Here is a 12,961-nt window from a genome sequence, read left to right on the forward strand (position 1 = left end):
GACTGAGAGCCCTCAGTCTTTGGGTAGCGGTAATGACCTGTGCGCATTATATTGGCGAAGCGAACTGATATCTGACTTTGCGTATACCTACTATGAAGTCTGCAGGATTCCTTGCCGGCGTCCTTCGCGATCGGGCTATGATCAAGCTATATAAACCGGACGCTTCTGACCTATGCCCATTGACCTACAAGCGCTCTACCCCAAACTGATCCACCTGATGCTGGACACGGTCTTCGTGGTTGATAGGGACAACCAGATTGAATTTGTGAGTGATGCCTGTGAGGCACTGCTCGGTTACCGTGCCGAGGAGCTGACCGGCACCTTGATCACTGACTATATGCATCCTGACGACTTGGCGGCCACGCGCGCCTCCATTATCCGGGTCATGAATGGTCAACCCCACATTGATTTCCGCAACCGTTATATTCGCAAGGATGGAAGTATCGTACACATCCTATGGGCGGCCTTCTGGTCCGAGGAGGTGGGTGCGCGGATCGGTGTCGCGCGGGACGTGACGGCCCTCAGTGAGGCCGAGGAGGAATTACGCTTCCTCGCCCATCATGATCCGCTTACAAAACTGACCAACCGGTCACTTTTCAATGATCGACTGGACTCGGCCCTGCGAGCGGCACACCGCCACAGCAGCACTCTGGCGTTGCTGTTTCTGGATATCAATGACTTCAAGGGTATCAATGATGTCCATGGACATGCAGCGGGCGACCGTGTGCTCTGTATGATTGCACGACGGCTGGAAGGCTGCGTACGTGAGACAGACACGGTGGCCCGGATGGGCGGTGATGAATTCACTGTTCTATTGACGGATATCCAGTCGGAGAGCGCCGTTTCCGAGAAGATGGCGCAAATTCTCGCGATCATGGCCGAGCCGCTGGGCGCTGAATTTGGCGGGATCAAAATGCCGTCCTGCAGTATCGGTGTGGCCTTTTATCCTGCGGACGGGGAAGACGCGGATACTCTGCTCCGCCATGCGGATGGCGATATGTACCGGATAAAAAGGCATTGTTCTGCAGCTGGGTGACGAGCTACAGGGTTTGGGATTGTGTTCGGTCGGCAGGACGCCGTGAGAAGGGATGGATCTCGTACCAGATTCTGTACCACTTGATGTTCCCTTGAGGGCCTCTAAGGGGTCTCAATAAGCGCTGAAACCCCTTGTCTAGCGCCTTTTGAATACGCCAGCTAATCCGCACAACGCGTGCTGTCCATGCTCACTCCGGGGTCATCATGACCGCGAGCGTCATATTAATGAATTCCTCGTTGCGGTCGATGGCGACCAGGGCGCCGCGGATGTTATCGGCAACATCGGCCGAGCCCCGCTGCTCGACCCAGTTCGAGAGCTCCATGATGGCGGCTTCCAAGGCAAGCTGGTTTTCATTGATCTTGAAGAGCAGGGAAGGGAGTAGGTCTGAGTTTGGCATGTGCTTTTCCTCCGTGGACAAGGAAAGCGTAGCAGTCGGTAAGCTGGTTTGGATGGAGGGTATTCAGTCGGCAGAACGCCAGGGAGGGGGTAACTACTGTAGGAATATACAACGCTAAGTTATTGATTCTTATAGGGTGATGTAGCGGTTTTTCACCTGTTGAAAAGCACCTATTTTTCCTTATAGATCAAATGCTTGTGTCAGTTTCGGGGTCACCTTGACATGGTGGGGGTCGTTGGTTCGAGTCCAATCGCGCCTACCAAACAAAATCCGCTCTGCTGGGCGGTCTAGAAGGGCTCACCGAAAGGTGGGCCCTTTTTTGTTGTCTTGGATTTTCAAAACTTTTGCATAACGTTTGCAGAACTCCCGCCTCAAAGCGCCAATGAGCCGTGAGCGTAATTTGGGTCAGTGATCATCACGTCATGCGTTCAGGTGGGCTTTCGCGTTCATGAGTGCTGCTTGGTTATCGCTGTACCCGTCTTGGTCTCGTGGACCCGCAGAAGGTCGCGAGATCTATCCAGTGGATGACCGGTCATGACGATCACGGCCTATCAAGATGGCGTGATCGCTTATGACTCCAATGTCCTTGTTTCTCTTCGCTGTGGCTGCAGGTGAGGTCAGCGAAGTGAGGAGGGCAGCTTTGAGCCTTTCGCAAACTCGACTGCCGCGGTAATGGCAGCCCGGGCTTGAGGGCTATTCTTCCAGCATGTCGAGCCTGACGCTGCGGATGCCTGGGCCAGGATGTCACTAACATTCGATGTGCCGAGTTCGGCAAGCGATTCGATCCCCATCTGTTCAAGCCGGGCAATGACAGCCGGGCCTACCCCCTTGAGCGCTAAAAGAGCGGTTCTTTCTTCCAGTGAAAATGGCATCCGTGAAGTCCTTTTGATCAGTGGGCCCTATTAAGTTGGCCCAACGCTGTGGTTAAAGTCGGCAGGCTGCTGAATAAATAATGCAAAAACCAGTAGCTGTCACCGTCGTCGCGCAGACTGGTCTTCATGCCTTGAGCATTGATGAAAAACTGAATAAAAATCAGTTCCAGCTACATTGAACTGTGATCGTTGAATTGCATCCAACTAAAACAGACCACCCAACGTTTGTTTCGCGAAATTAAGCGGGAGGGCAAGTTGATGGGGCGGCGATCGATGATTCGTTTTTTTGCGGCTTACTTGTCCATTTGCCTCTTGCTCCAATGGGCGGTGGTTCAGGCGTCCCCCTGGATTGCCTCTCGTGTTCTTTTGAGGTGGATCCTCTAAGGCCGTAATTCAGGCGTAAAATGAGCCGTGCTACCTCCCCACGAGGAGTCTCCCATGATTTGCGACCCAACAAACAAACAGGCATCCGACGACAAGCTCGTCTGGGATCAATACTTTTGCGCTGCCTTGATTGCCGAAAGTAACCTGACCGCTCCGGTCGTCGGCGGCACCACTGGCGCTACTCACGAAGACAGACAGAATATGTTGATCGAAAGGGCCAAGGCGCTTGCCGACAAAATGATGGAAAACAGAAAGTGAACAGAGCCCAGCCATCGCGCTGGGCTCGTTTTTTCTACGGCCTGCCATGAATGGCTTTTCGGCTCAGGCGATCAGCTCGACTTTTCCGGTCGCCAGGCGATAGATGCCGCCCACTATTTTCAATTTGCCTTTGCTCAGCGCATCAGTCAGCAGGGGCGTGGCCTTTTTGAGGCGTTCGACCGAGTTTTTGACATTTTGCACGGTCGCATTTTCCACCAGATCCCCAGGTTGTTTGAGGGCGGCCTCGACAGATGACTTGAGTGCGTCAGTCAGTTTCGGAATATGCCCCGGGAATACGGTGTGGTCTTTGACGGCTTTTATGCCGGCCTCGATGGCGCCGCAACTTTCGTGTCCCAGTACGAGAACCAGTGGTGCACCGAGCACGGCGACGCCGTATTCAATGCTTGCCAGTCCTTCGTCGGTAACGAAGTTACCGGCAACGCGTATGGCGAAAAGATCACCTCGCGCGGTATCAAATGCGTATTCGGGTGCGATGCGCGAGTCAGAGCAACTCAGTACGGCCACGAAGGGATTCTGGCCGGAAACCAGTGCTTCGCGCTCGTCCTTGAAGTCGTGGGTCTTTGAGTTACCGCTCACGTACCGTTCATTTCCCTGGATCAGCCGTTGCAGTGCCTCGTCAGGGTTGATTGCATTTTGAGGTTTTGGAAGGGCGGATGTTTTTTCGGCTGCCTGGATGATTCGGTTGGGCAGTGCGCCGGCGAGAAGCAGAGCGCCTGCTCCCAGTCCGGCAAGCCGAAGAAAACGGCGACGATCATTTGTGGGTGGGGCAGAGTTTGAATCACATGATTCACACATGATTTTGTGTACTCAAGTCAACACGGTGGGAGTGACTGCTGTTGGGGGTGGTGGCTGCAGGAGCCTGCAATTGCCAGCGTGTTGGAGTCTAGTCGGTCCGGAGCGCCGCGTTCTCCAAGGGGGGGGGCTCGAATGTCGACAGTTTGCGAGGCGGCGCAATCCATCGATTCATGGGCTACTACTGACAGGCCGTTTCAACTTTGTCCTGACAGGAGTTTCTCGATGCTGATTCACTGGACCCTTGCCGCCGTTCACCTAATTGCTGATCATCGTGGCGGCCACGGGCATGGCGCGGGGGGTGACCTATGGTTGAGCGTTGGGAGGGGGCGGCGAGAATATCTGGCCGTCATGGCCTGCGACTTGGTCTGAATCAGCCAGGTCAGCGACTGAGCGGAGTTTGTGGTGACACCTGAATCTTTAGCCAGCCGTCGTTCCGGAGCGAACGGGCTGGCTACTGACGGCGCAGGGTTCAGGGAGTTTGCGGTTTGTCGGGCGCGGTCAGGCCGGCCTGAATGCGCTGGTAAATTTCTTCGCGATGCACCGCAACGTCTTTCGGAGCGTTGATGCCGATCCTGACTTGCTGGCCGCTTACGCCCAGGATGGTGATCGTAATGTCATCACCAATGTTTATGCTTTCACCGACTTTGCGGGTGAGTATCAGCATGGTCTTCTCCTTGATTGCTTTGTGGGGCACCTGATTCGGACAGTGCAGAGGTCGGTGGTATGTATAGATTAGTGCGAAGTCTCAAAGTTTGGGTGCCTCTTTCTGACGTGCAGATGCAGCATTAATTCCCAAGGCGTAACTATACAGAGGCCGCATCCATCATTCTCGTTGTTTTAAGCCCATTTTGCGGCACTCGAGAAGTATTCATGAATGATAAAATCGCTGTTTTAGGCATTCAGAGGGAAACGCTGTGCGCAAAATGGTCTTGGTTATGGCAGTGCTGGCGCTGGCGGGATGCGGTGAGGGCAAGCGCGTTGAACCACCTAAGCCTGTGCCGGCAACGGCCGCTGCTCCAGTGCAGGCCTCGGGTCCTCAATGGGATCTCGAGGTTCGAGGTGAAACGCCTCAGGCTGTCAGCGACCTCAGCGGCTGGTTGATCGAACACAGTTTCATGTCCAGTGTCGTCAAGGAAAACGGCAAGGTCCGCATTCTGATGGGCCCTTACAGTTCGAAAGCCGAAGCCGAGGCTAAACAGGCCGAGGTGAACGCGGCCATCGTCCGAGCGAAGAAACAGAATGTTGAAGTGCTGGTCCTTGAGCGTCCGACAGCTCAGTAACGATCCATTTTACGGGTGATGTCCGGTGGTGCCTCCTGGAGGATGTCTACAGTGACTCGTTTTTCGGCGGTCTGAAAATAACAAGGCCTCGGGTGTTGAACCCGAGGCCTTGTTCGTTTCGTAAAGCGACTAACCGCAGGCTTTCATGTCTACTGGCCCGACAAACTCGTTACCGCGCCCCATCACGCACGCCACGCTCTGGTTACGCTGACGTTCCCAAGCCTGGACCGGATAGGTTTTGTCCCAGGCTTCGTACAGTTGCCGATCCTGTTTCGACAAACGCAAGCCGTACTGTTTGCTCATGTAGAAATAAGTCCGGGCGATCATGCCGCGAATGGAGGGGCGCGGCATGACTTTCTTTGCCTTGAAATCGATTTGGGTCAGGCACGAGCCATATTGGCCAGGCTGTTCCGGCAGCCAGCCGAAACTGAAGTTGCTGCGATCGCCATTCACCTCCCCGATGCTCGGCACCAGGTTATGCAGATCCGCCTCAGCCTTCTGATAGGTCGGATCGTAGCGCGTGCAATTCTTGCGGCCTCCCTCCTGCCAGCACTGGCGCTGGTGACCGATTTGCCAGGCTGGAACAATGTGTTCCCACTCGATGCGCGTCGCGCGTTTGGCATTTTTACGCGGCACATAACCGCAGGCCGAGAGATTCACCCGGTTACCGGTGTATTTGCAGCCGCAATAAAATTCGGTGGACTGTGGGGCGTACAGCTTCCAGGCAACTTTCTTGGCTTCGTTGAAGGTGCGCGGTGCGTCAGCCTGGGCCCCCATGGCGAACAGCAGCAACAGCAAAGCAAAACAGCGGACAATCATTGACTCAGTCTTCCTTCGGCACAACCCAAAAAATCTGCACGCCGCCATCGTCGCGATAGGCGAGGGTCACGTTGTCGTTCTCGTCAATTTCTTCGAGCAAGCGCTCCCACTCATCCACCGGCTCATCGGGTTGTCGGAAGATCAGTGCGGCCTTGGCTTTTTGGGCAGTCGGGGAGTTGATGATTTTCTGAACGCGCAGACCCATGCGTACATAGGCGTCATGTGAGGCGGAGGTGGTGTCCACAGAATTATCCTTATTAAGCTGTACGTGCATACAGTATTTAACTGTAGGCAATTTCGCAACTGCTTAAAATTCCAGAACATCCTCTGACAGCCGTTTTTTCCAATTGGTGTAGGGCGGTAGGCGTTTTTTTGTCAGGCGAGGTGCGAGCCACTCGCCAAAGATCGGCGAGTGGCGAAGCAGTGCCCGACCGGAACCGGTCAGGCGAGGGCGAATCAGTATTCCCAGAACATCCGTTGCAGCTCTTTGCTGTCGTTGGTCTTGGTCAGGGCGACCATGGCCAGGATGCGGGCTTTTTGCGGGTTCAGGTCATGGGCCACGACCCAGTCGTATTTGTCGTCAGGCTGTTCGGCGTTACGCAGGACGAAACCACCGGCATTGACGTGTGACGAACGAATGATCTGCACGCCGTCCTTGCGCAGTGCCTGCAGGGCTGGAACCACACGCGAAGAGACCGAGCCATTGCCGGTGCCGGCGTGGATGATGGCCTTGGCGCCTGACTGAGCCAATGCCTTGTAAGCGGTGTCGCTGACGTTGCCGTAGGAGTAGGCGATTTCAACATCGGGCAAGCTCTTGATGGTCTTGATGTCGAATTCCGAGTCCATGGTGTGGCGCTTGGCCGGCAGGCGGAACCAGTAGGATTTACCTTCAACCACCATGCCGAGCGGCCCCCAAGGGCTTTTAAACGCCTCGGTCTTGATGTTGATCATTTTGCTGACGTCGCGACCCGACTGGATTTCATCGTTCATGGTCACCAGGACGCCTTTGCCCCGCGCATCTTTACTGCTGGCCACGGCCACAGCGTTGTACAGGTTCAGCATGCCGTCGGCGGACATAGCGGTACCTGGGCGCATGGAGCCGACGACGATGATCGGCTTATCGGTTTTTTCCACCAGGTTCAGGAAGTAGGCGGTTTCTTCCAGGGTGTCGGTGCCGTGGGTGATCACGATGCCATCGACGTCATTGCTGTCGGCCAATTCGGCCACGCGACGGCCCAATTGCAGCAGGTTCTCGTTGGTGATGCTCTCGGAGGCGATTTGCATGACCTGCTCGCCGCGGACGTTGGCCACTTGACTCAGTTCGGGGACGCCGGCAATCAATTTGTCGATACCGACTTTTGCCGCTTGGTAGGTCGCGCTGTTGGCGGCGCTGGCGCCCGCGCCGGCGATGGTGCCACCGGTAGCCAGAATGACCACGTTTGCCAGTTTTTGTTGGGTTTCAGCTTCTTTTGCCTGAAGAGCGGTCGGCAAAAGCAGAAGGAGGGCCAAGGCGCCCGGCACAAAGGTCTTGAAAGCAGATGTCATTATTTTTCTCTCTAGGGGTGACGGTGCAGATGCAAGTTCATCTAGATGTGCCCCAAACGAATCTGAACGCTTGGGGTGTCGGATCAACAGCAGGATCTGTACCAGACACTCTTTGAATGGAGAAAATGGCTTAACCGCTTGATTTGTTTAGTGAATTAAACTTTCTGTCGGCGCGCGATGGCCGTTGCGTGTCCGGGTTTCCGATTTTTTGCAGCTTCTGTGTTCGGCTCTCCGACAGCCTTGTTGAATCCCCCCTGTTTCAATTGTGAATCATTGCTAAAGAAACTCGCGCTCAGGTCGATGCTCTTTCAATGGATTTTCATTTAAGGAGTTCACATGTCGTTATCTGTAGGTTTTCCAAACGCGGCGGGCATCACCATTGGTGGACAGTCGGCCACGACGCTTCGTGCACTGAGTGATGCGGCCGCCGATGCCGCTGCTCAAGCGCTAGGCACGAAGGAGGATGACGACAAACAAGTCAGGACCGGCCCTGTTGGTTTGGACAAAAGCGCAGACACTCAAAAGTCCGAAGCCGACGATAACACCAGTGTCGCCGTGAAAGTCTTGCTCAAGCGCCTGAAAGAGCTGCAGCAACAGTTGCGCGAGCAGCAACAAACACTGGCGGCAGCTCAGGCAGCGAGCTACCCCACGCCGGAAACCAAGATAGCCATAGTGTCAGGCATTCAAGGGCAGATCGCGCAAACCAACAGCGCCATCCTGGAAGTCAGCGCCAGCTTGATCAAAGAAATGGCCAAGGGCAGCAGCACTGGATCGGTAGTCAATACTACGGCCTGAGGTGAATGCCGGCCGTCGCGCTATTCAGCGCGTCACGGTCGTTGACAAATATCAGCAGGGTTCGCATAGTTCGATCTACGCAAACGTTTGCGCGGCGTCATCGATGAGTTAAATCCATCGCCGGGCGCCATCAAGCCAAACGCCAGCGCAAGCATTGCTCAAAATAATCATAAGATCGGAGTGAACCCATGAAGCTGCCATTCGCTGGACGCCTTCTCGCTGTCGCTATGCTGGCTGCCGCATCCGTCGCGCTGCCTGTTTCTTCGGCCTTCGCCGAGACGCCTGCAAAACCAAAAGTCGCGCTAGTGATGAAATCCCTGGCCAACGAATTCTTTCTGACCATGGAAGACGGCGCCAAGGCCTATCAGAAAGGCCACTCCGATGAATTCGATCTGATTTCCAATGGCATCAAGGACGAAACGGATACGGCCGGCCAGACACGTATCGTCGAGCAAATGATCCTGGCCAAAGTCAATGCGCTGGTCATCGCCCCTGCTGACTCAAAAGCCATGGTGCCGGTAATCAAGAAAGCCGTTGATGCGGGTATCACGGTGATCAACATCGACAATCAGCTGGATCCAGCCGTCGTCAAAAGCAAGAACATCAATGTCCCGTTCGTAGGGCCGGATAACCGCAAAGGTGCGCGTCTGGTCGGTGAGTACCTGGCCAAACAGCTGAAGGCCGGTGATGAAGTCGGCATCATCGAAGGCGTGTCCACCACCACTAACGCTCAGGCTCGTACTGCAGGCTTCAAGGACGCGATGGAAGCGGCGCAGATCAAGGTTGTGTCCGTACAGTCCGGCGACTGGGAAATCGACAAGGGTAATAAAGTCGCCGCTTCGATTCTGAGCGAGTACCCGCAAGTGAAAGCCCTGCTGGCTGGCAACGACAGCATGGCCGTGGGTGTGGTGTCTGCCGTGCGTGCCGCAGGCAAGGCCGGCCAGGTGCAAGTGGTGGGGTATGACAATATCAACGCCATCAAGCCGATGCTCAAGGATGGCCGGGTCCTGGCCACTGCCGACCAGTTTGCGGCCAAGCAAGCGGTGTTCGGCATCGAGACTGCGCTCAAGATCATCAAGGGTGAAAAAGTCGACATCGGCGCCAATGGTGTGATCGAGACCCCGGTAGAGCTGGTTACCAAATAAGCCCTTGGCGACACAAAGGTGCTCGCCCGTCCGGGCGAGCGCATGGAGAGTTTTTATGTCCGTTCGCGACCCGAACGCTGTCCTCTCGGTCAGCGGTATCGGCAAGACCTACGCCCAACCGGTCCTGGCCGGCATCGACCTGACGCTCATGCGCGGTGAAGTGCTGGCGCTGACCGGTGAGAACGGCGCTGGTAAAAGTACGCTGTCGAAGATCATTGGTGGCCTGGTCACGCCCACCACCGGCCAGATGCAGTTTCAGGGGCAGGATTATCGCCCTGGCAGCCGGACCCAGGCTGAAGACCTGGGCATACGTATGGTCATGCAGGAACTCAATCTACTGCCGACCCTGTCGGTGGCGGAAAACCTGTTTCTCGACAATCTGCCGAACAATGGTGGCTGGATCAGCCGCAAGCAACTGCGCAAGGCCGCCATTGAAGCCATGGCTCAGGTCGGCCTCGATGCAATCGACCCGGACACGCCGGTCGGTGAGCTGGGTATCGGTCATCAGCAAATGGTCGAGATCGCCCGCAACCTGATCGGCGATTGCCATGTGCTGATCCTCGACGAACCCACGGCGATGCTCACGGCGCGTGAAGTCGAAATGTTGTTCGAGCAGATCACCCGCCTGCAGGCACGGGGTGTATCGATAATTTACATCTCCCATCGCCTCGAAGAGTTGGCCCGGGTGGCGCAGCGCATAGCGGTACTGCGAGACGGCAACCTGGTGTGCGTCGAGCCGATGGCCAATTACAACAGCGAACAGTTGGTCACCCTGATGGTGGGCCGTGAACTGGGCGAACACATCGACATGGGGCCGCGCACCATCGGCGCTCCGGCGCTGACGGTCAAAGGGCTGACCCGCTCCGACAAGGTTCGCGACGTGTCCTTTGAAGTGCGTGCCGGTGAGATCTTCGGCATTTCCGGTTTGATCGGGGCAGGGCGCACCGAATTGCTCCGGTTGATCTTTGGCGCCGATATCGCCGACAGCGGCACCGTGGCCCTGGGCTCCCCGGCGCAGGTAGTCAGCATCCGGTCTCCGGTGGATGCGGTCGGTCACGGCATCGCCCTGATCACCGAAGATCGCAAGGGGGAAGGCCTGCTGTTGACGCAATCGATCGGCGCCAACATTGCGCTGGGCAACATGCCCCGCATTTCCAGCGGCGGCTTCGTCAACAATGGCGAAGAGTTTTCCCTGGCCCAGCGGCAAATCGACGCCATGCACATCCGCAGTTCCGGCCCTGCACAACGGGTGTCCGAATTGTCCGGCGGCAACCAGCAGAAAGTCGTGATTGGCCGTTGGCTGGAGCGCGATTGCTCGGTGCTGCTGTTCGACGAGCCAACCCGTGGCATCGATGTCGGCGCCAAGTTCGACATCTACGCCTTGCTCGGCGAACTGACTCGGCAGGGCAAGGCGCTGGTGGTAGTGTCCAGCGATCTGCGCGAGCTGATGCTGATCTGCGACCGCATCGGCGTGCTGTCGGCAGGGCGCCTGATTGACACGTTCGAGCGCGACAGCTGGACCCAGGATGACTTGCTTGCGGCCGCTTTTGCCGGCTACCAAAAACGTGATGCGCTGCTCAACGAAGCAGCGCCTAGGGATCTTCAATGAAAACCGCATCTTCCGCCGGCAAACGCAGTGGCAATTTTTACGGTCTCGGCACTTACCTGGGCCTGGCCGGTGCCTTGCTGGCGATGGTGGTCCTGTTCTCGCTCCTGAGCAGCCACTTTCTTTCTTACGATACCTTCAGCACGCTGGCCAACCAGATTCCGGACTTGATGGTCCTCGCGGTCGGCATGACGTTCGTGCTGATTATCGGTGGCATCGACCTGTCGGTCGGTTCGGTGCTGGCGCTGGCCGCGTCGACAGTCAGCGTGGCGACACTGGGCTGGGGCTGGAGTGTCCTGCCCGCCGCGCTGCTCGGCATGGCGGCCGCCGCATTGGCCGGGACCATCACCGGTTCCATTACCGTGGCGTGGCGGATTCCGTCGTTCATCGTGTCACTCGGCGTGCTGGAGATGGCGCGTGGCGTGGCGTATCAGATGACCGGCTCGCGCACCGCCTACATTGGTGACGCCTTTGCCTGGCTGTCCAACCCGATCGCCTTCGGCATTTCACCGTCCTTCATCATTGCCTTGCTGATTATCTTCATTGCCCAGGCCGTGTTGACCCGCACGGTGTTCGGGCGCTACCTGATTGGCATCGGCACCAATGAAGAGGCGGTTCGCCTGGCGGGGATCAATCCCAAGCCCTACAAGATCCTGGTGTTCAGCCTGATGGGGCTGTTGGCCGGTATCGCGGCGTTGTTCCAGATTTCGCGCCTGGAAGCGGCGGACCCGAATGCGGGTTCCGGTCTTGAGCTGCAGGTGATCGCCGCCGTGGTCATCGGCGGTACCAGCCTGATGGGCGGCCGCGGTTCGGTGATCAGCACGTTCTTTGGTGTGTTGATCATTTCCGTGCTGGCGGCCGGCCTGGCGCAGATCGGCGCGACCGAACCGACCAAGCGCATCATCACCGGCGCGGTGATCGTGGTGGCGGTGGTGCTCGATACCTACCGCAGTCAGCGCGCCAGTCGGCGGGCCTGAGTCATGGCAACGATCAAGGATGTAGCGGCACTTGCGGGCATTTCCTACACCACGGTTTCCCATGTGGTGAACAAAACCCGGCCAGTCAGCGAGGAAGTACGGGTCAAAGTCGAGGCTGCCATCAAGACCCTCGACTACGTTCCCAGCGCCGTGGCCCGTTCCCTCAAGGCCAAAACCACCGCGACCATCGGCTTGCTGGTGCCCAACAGCCTCAACCCGTACTTTGCGGAGCTGGCGCGGGGCATCGAGGATTACTGTGAGCGCAATGGCTACTGCGTGATTCTCTGCAACTCCGACGACAATCCGGACAAGCAGCGCAACTACCTGCGCGTACTGCTGGAAAAACGCATCGACGGGCTGATCGTCGCGTCGGCCGGCGGCGACAGCAGCCTGGCCCAAGGCCTGGCGGGCGTGCGTACACCGATGGTGATCGTCGACCGAGGCCTGGAAGGTGTCGATGTGGACCTGGTGCGCATCGACCACGAATACGGCGCGTATCTGGCGACTCGACACCTGCTGGAGTTGGGGCATAGGGATATCGCCACCATCAGCGGGCCGACCACCACCAGTGTGGCGCAAATGCGGCTGGCCGGATTTTGCCGTGCACTGACGGACGCAGGTATCGAGGTGCCACGCGAACGCATGCTGGAAAGTGACTTCACCAGTACCGGCGGTTACAACGCTGCCGCGATCCTGCTGGAGCGCAATCCGCCCAGTGCAATCTTCGCCGCCAACGACATGATCGGCATCGGTGTGCTGCGAGCCGCCGCGGAGCGCAACATTCGCGTACCGACACAGTTGTCGGTGATCGGCTTCGACGATATCCAGATGAGTCGCTATGTCTATCCGGCATTGACCACCGTCGGCCAGTCGATCCTGCAGTTGGGCGAGATGGCGGCCGAAGTGCTGCTACGACGGATCGCCAAGCCGCAACTGAGCACTGAGCAACGGATTGTGACACCCAGCATCGTGATGCGTGAATCGACCGCGCCATTAGCAGGCGTGTTTGCCGAATATCGCTGAAACAGAAC

The 12,961-nt window shown here is 57.1% G+C and carries 15 protein-coding genes; 8 read left to right on the top strand and 7 right to left on the bottom strand.

Features of this window, described 5'->3' with window-relative positions; translation table 11 throughout:
• Nucleotides 1–172 precede the first annotated feature (172 nt).
• Complete coding sequence (locus AC1Q6D_RS31235) at nucleotides 173–1,036, top strand: sensor domain-containing diguanylate cyclase (protein WP_103406204.1); 864 nt, start codon at nucleotides 173–175, stop codon at nucleotides 1,034–1,036.
• A gap of 187 nt (nucleotides 1,037–1,223) precedes the next feature.
• Here AC1Q6D_RS31235 and AC1Q6D_RS31240 read toward each other — a convergent pair whose 3' ends face one another.
• Together AC1Q6D_RS31240 and AC1Q6D_RS31245 are read right to left on the bottom strand one after the other, a co-directional pair.
• Nucleotides 1,224–1,433: a hypothetical protein gene (locus AC1Q6D_RS31240; RefSeq protein ID WP_103406205.1), complete on the bottom strand. Its 210-nt coding sequence runs from the start codon at nucleotides 1,431–1,433 to the stop codon at nucleotides 1,224–1,226.
• A 617-nt stretch (nucleotides 1,434–2,050) separates the two neighbouring features.
• On the bottom strand, nucleotides 2,051–2,305 hold the full coding sequence (locus AC1Q6D_RS31245) for a Pathogenicity locus (protein ID WP_103406206.1): 255 nt from the start codon (nucleotides 2,303–2,305) through the stop codon (nucleotides 2,051–2,053).
• Between the two features lie 438 nt (nucleotides 2,306–2,743).
• Here AC1Q6D_RS31245 and AC1Q6D_RS31250 point away from each other — a divergent pair, with 438 nt between their 5' ends.
• On the top strand, nucleotides 2,744–2,947 hold the full coding sequence (locus tag AC1Q6D_RS31250) for a hypothetical protein (RefSeq protein ID WP_047531197.1): 204 nt from the start codon (nucleotides 2,744–2,746) through the stop codon (nucleotides 2,945–2,947).
• A gap of 63 nt (nucleotides 2,948–3,010) precedes the next feature.
• Here AC1Q6D_RS31250 and AC1Q6D_RS31255 read toward each other — a convergent pair whose 3' ends face one another.
• Nucleotides 3,011–3,763 (bottom strand): carbonic anhydrase, encoded by a 753-nt coding sequence (locus AC1Q6D_RS31255; RefSeq protein WP_103406208.1) that lies wholly within the window; start codon nucleotides 3,761–3,763, stop codon nucleotides 3,011–3,013.
• A gap of 469 nt (nucleotides 3,764–4,232) precedes the next feature.
• Nucleotides 4,233–4,427 (bottom strand): carbon storage regulator CsrA, encoded by a 195-nt coding sequence (gene csrA, locus AC1Q6D_RS31260; protein WP_007938114.1) that lies wholly within the window; start codon nucleotides 4,425–4,427, stop codon nucleotides 4,233–4,235.
• 250 nt (nucleotides 4,428–4,677) lie between these two features.
• Here csrA and AC1Q6D_RS31265 point away from each other — a divergent pair, with 250 nt between their 5' ends.
• On the top strand, nucleotides 4,678–5,043 hold the full coding sequence (locus tag AC1Q6D_RS31265) for a penicillin-binding protein activator LpoB (protein ID WP_103406209.1): 366 nt from the start codon (nucleotides 4,678–4,680) through the stop codon (nucleotides 5,041–5,043).
• 129 nt (nucleotides 5,044–5,172) lie between these two features.
• On the opposite strand, the gene AC1Q6D_RS31270 is transcribed toward AC1Q6D_RS31265, so the two are convergent.
• The 3 genes from AC1Q6D_RS31270 to AC1Q6D_RS31280 all read right to left on the bottom strand — a co-directional run bounded on the left by AC1Q6D_RS31270 (nucleotide 5,173) and on the right by AC1Q6D_RS31280 (nucleotide 7,407).
• A complete protein-coding gene (locus AC1Q6D_RS31270) occupies nucleotides 5,173–5,862 on the bottom strand; it encodes an endonuclease (protein ID WP_103406210.1) in 690 nt (229 codons plus the stop codon).
• Nucleotides 5,863–5,866: 4 nt separating this feature from the next.
• Nucleotides 5,867–6,136: a DUF1654 domain-containing protein gene (locus AC1Q6D_RS31275; protein ID WP_103406211.1), complete on the bottom strand. Its 270-nt coding sequence runs from the start codon at nucleotides 6,134–6,136 to the stop codon at nucleotides 5,867–5,869.
• Between the two features lie 182 nt (nucleotides 6,137–6,318).
• Nucleotides 6,319–7,407, bottom strand: a complete 1,089-nt coding sequence (locus AC1Q6D_RS31280; protein ID WP_047531181.1) for an asparaginase — start codon at nucleotides 7,405–7,407, stop codon at nucleotides 6,319–6,321.
• Nucleotides 7,408–7,743: 336 nt separating this feature from the next.
• Between AC1Q6D_RS31280 and AC1Q6D_RS31285 the strand changes: the two genes are divergently transcribed.
• The 5 genes from AC1Q6D_RS31285 (at nucleotide 7,744) to AC1Q6D_RS31305 (ending at nucleotide 12,953) form a co-directional block, all read left to right on the top strand.
• Nucleotides 7,744–8,202: a hypothetical protein gene (locus AC1Q6D_RS31285; protein ID WP_103406212.1), complete on the top strand. Its 459-nt coding sequence runs from the start codon at nucleotides 7,744–7,746 to the stop codon at nucleotides 8,200–8,202.
• Between the two features lie 188 nt (nucleotides 8,203–8,390).
• Nucleotides 8,391–9,347 (top strand): sugar ABC transporter substrate-binding protein, encoded by a 957-nt coding sequence (locus AC1Q6D_RS31290; protein WP_047531179.1) that lies wholly within the window; start codon nucleotides 8,391–8,393, stop codon nucleotides 9,345–9,347.
• Between the two features lie 55 nt (nucleotides 9,348–9,402).
• Nucleotides 9,403–10,956: a sugar ABC transporter ATP-binding protein gene (locus AC1Q6D_RS31295; RefSeq protein WP_103406213.1), complete on the top strand. Its 1,554-nt coding sequence runs from the start codon at nucleotides 9,403–9,405 to the stop codon at nucleotides 10,954–10,956.
• Complete coding sequence (locus tag AC1Q6D_RS31300) at nucleotides 10,953–11,930, top strand: ABC transporter permease (RefSeq protein ID WP_103406214.1); 978 nt, start codon at nucleotides 10,953–10,955, stop codon at nucleotides 11,928–11,930. The genes AC1Q6D_RS31295 and AC1Q6D_RS31300 overlap by 4 nt, the downstream gene beginning before the upstream one ends.
• A 3-nt stretch (nucleotides 11,931–11,933) precedes the next feature.
• Nucleotides 11,934–12,953, top strand: a complete 1,020-nt coding sequence (locus tag AC1Q6D_RS31305; protein ID WP_047531173.1) for a LacI family DNA-binding transcriptional regulator — start codon at nucleotides 11,934–11,936, stop codon at nucleotides 12,951–12,953.
• Nucleotides 12,954–12,961 lie beyond the last annotated feature (8 nt).

Source organism: Pseudomonas sp. MT92 (assembly GCF_058792515.1).

Coding starts and splice junctions, on each gene's coding strand:
- AC1Q6D_RS31290 (WP_047531179.1), top strand. CDS start 8,391: ATGAAGCTGCCATTCGCTGGACGCCTTCTCGCTGTCGCTATGCTGGCT.
- csrA (WP_007938114.1), bottom strand. CDS start 4,427: ATGCTGATACTCACCCGCAAAGTCGGTGAAAGCATAAACATTGGTGAT.
- AC1Q6D_RS31295 (WP_103406213.1), top strand. CDS start 9,403: ATGTCCGTTCGCGACCCGAACGCTGTCCTCTCGGTCAGCGGTATCGGC.
- AC1Q6D_RS31285 (WP_103406212.1), top strand. CDS start 7,744: ATGTCGTTATCTGTAGGTTTTCCAAACGCGGCGGGCATCACCATTGGT.
- AC1Q6D_RS31305 (WP_047531173.1), top strand. CDS start 11,934: ATGGCAACGATCAAGGATGTAGCGGCACTTGCGGGCATTTCCTACACC.
- AC1Q6D_RS31275 (WP_103406211.1), bottom strand. CDS start 6,136: ATGCACGTACAGCTTAATAAGGATAATTCTGTGGACACCACCTCCGCC.
- AC1Q6D_RS31280 (WP_047531181.1), bottom strand. CDS start 7,407: ATGACATCTGCTTTCAAGACCTTTGTGCCGGGCGCCTTGGCCCTCCTT.
- AC1Q6D_RS31255 (WP_103406208.1), bottom strand. CDS start 3,763: ATGTGTGAATCATGTGATTCAAACTCTGCCCCACCCACAAATGATCGT.
- AC1Q6D_RS31235 (WP_103406204.1), top strand. CDS start 173: ATGCCCATTGACCTACAAGCGCTCTACCCCAAACTGATCCACCTGATG.
- AC1Q6D_RS31240 (WP_103406205.1), bottom strand. CDS start 1,433: ATGCCAAACTCAGACCTACTCCCTTCCCTGCTCTTCAAGATCAATGAA.
- AC1Q6D_RS31300 (WP_103406214.1), top strand. CDS start 10,953: ATGAAAACCGCATCTTCCGCCGGCAAACGCAGTGGCAATTTTTACGGT.
- AC1Q6D_RS31245 (WP_103406206.1), bottom strand. CDS start 2,305: ATGCCATTTTCACTGGAAGAAAGAACCGCTCTTTTAGCGCTCAAGGGG.
- AC1Q6D_RS31270 (WP_103406210.1), bottom strand. CDS start 5,862: ATGATTGTCCGCTGTTTTGCTTTGCTGTTGCTGCTGTTCGCCATGGGG.
- AC1Q6D_RS31250 (WP_047531197.1), top strand. CDS start 2,744: ATGATTTGCGACCCAACAAACAAACAGGCATCCGACGACAAGCTCGTC.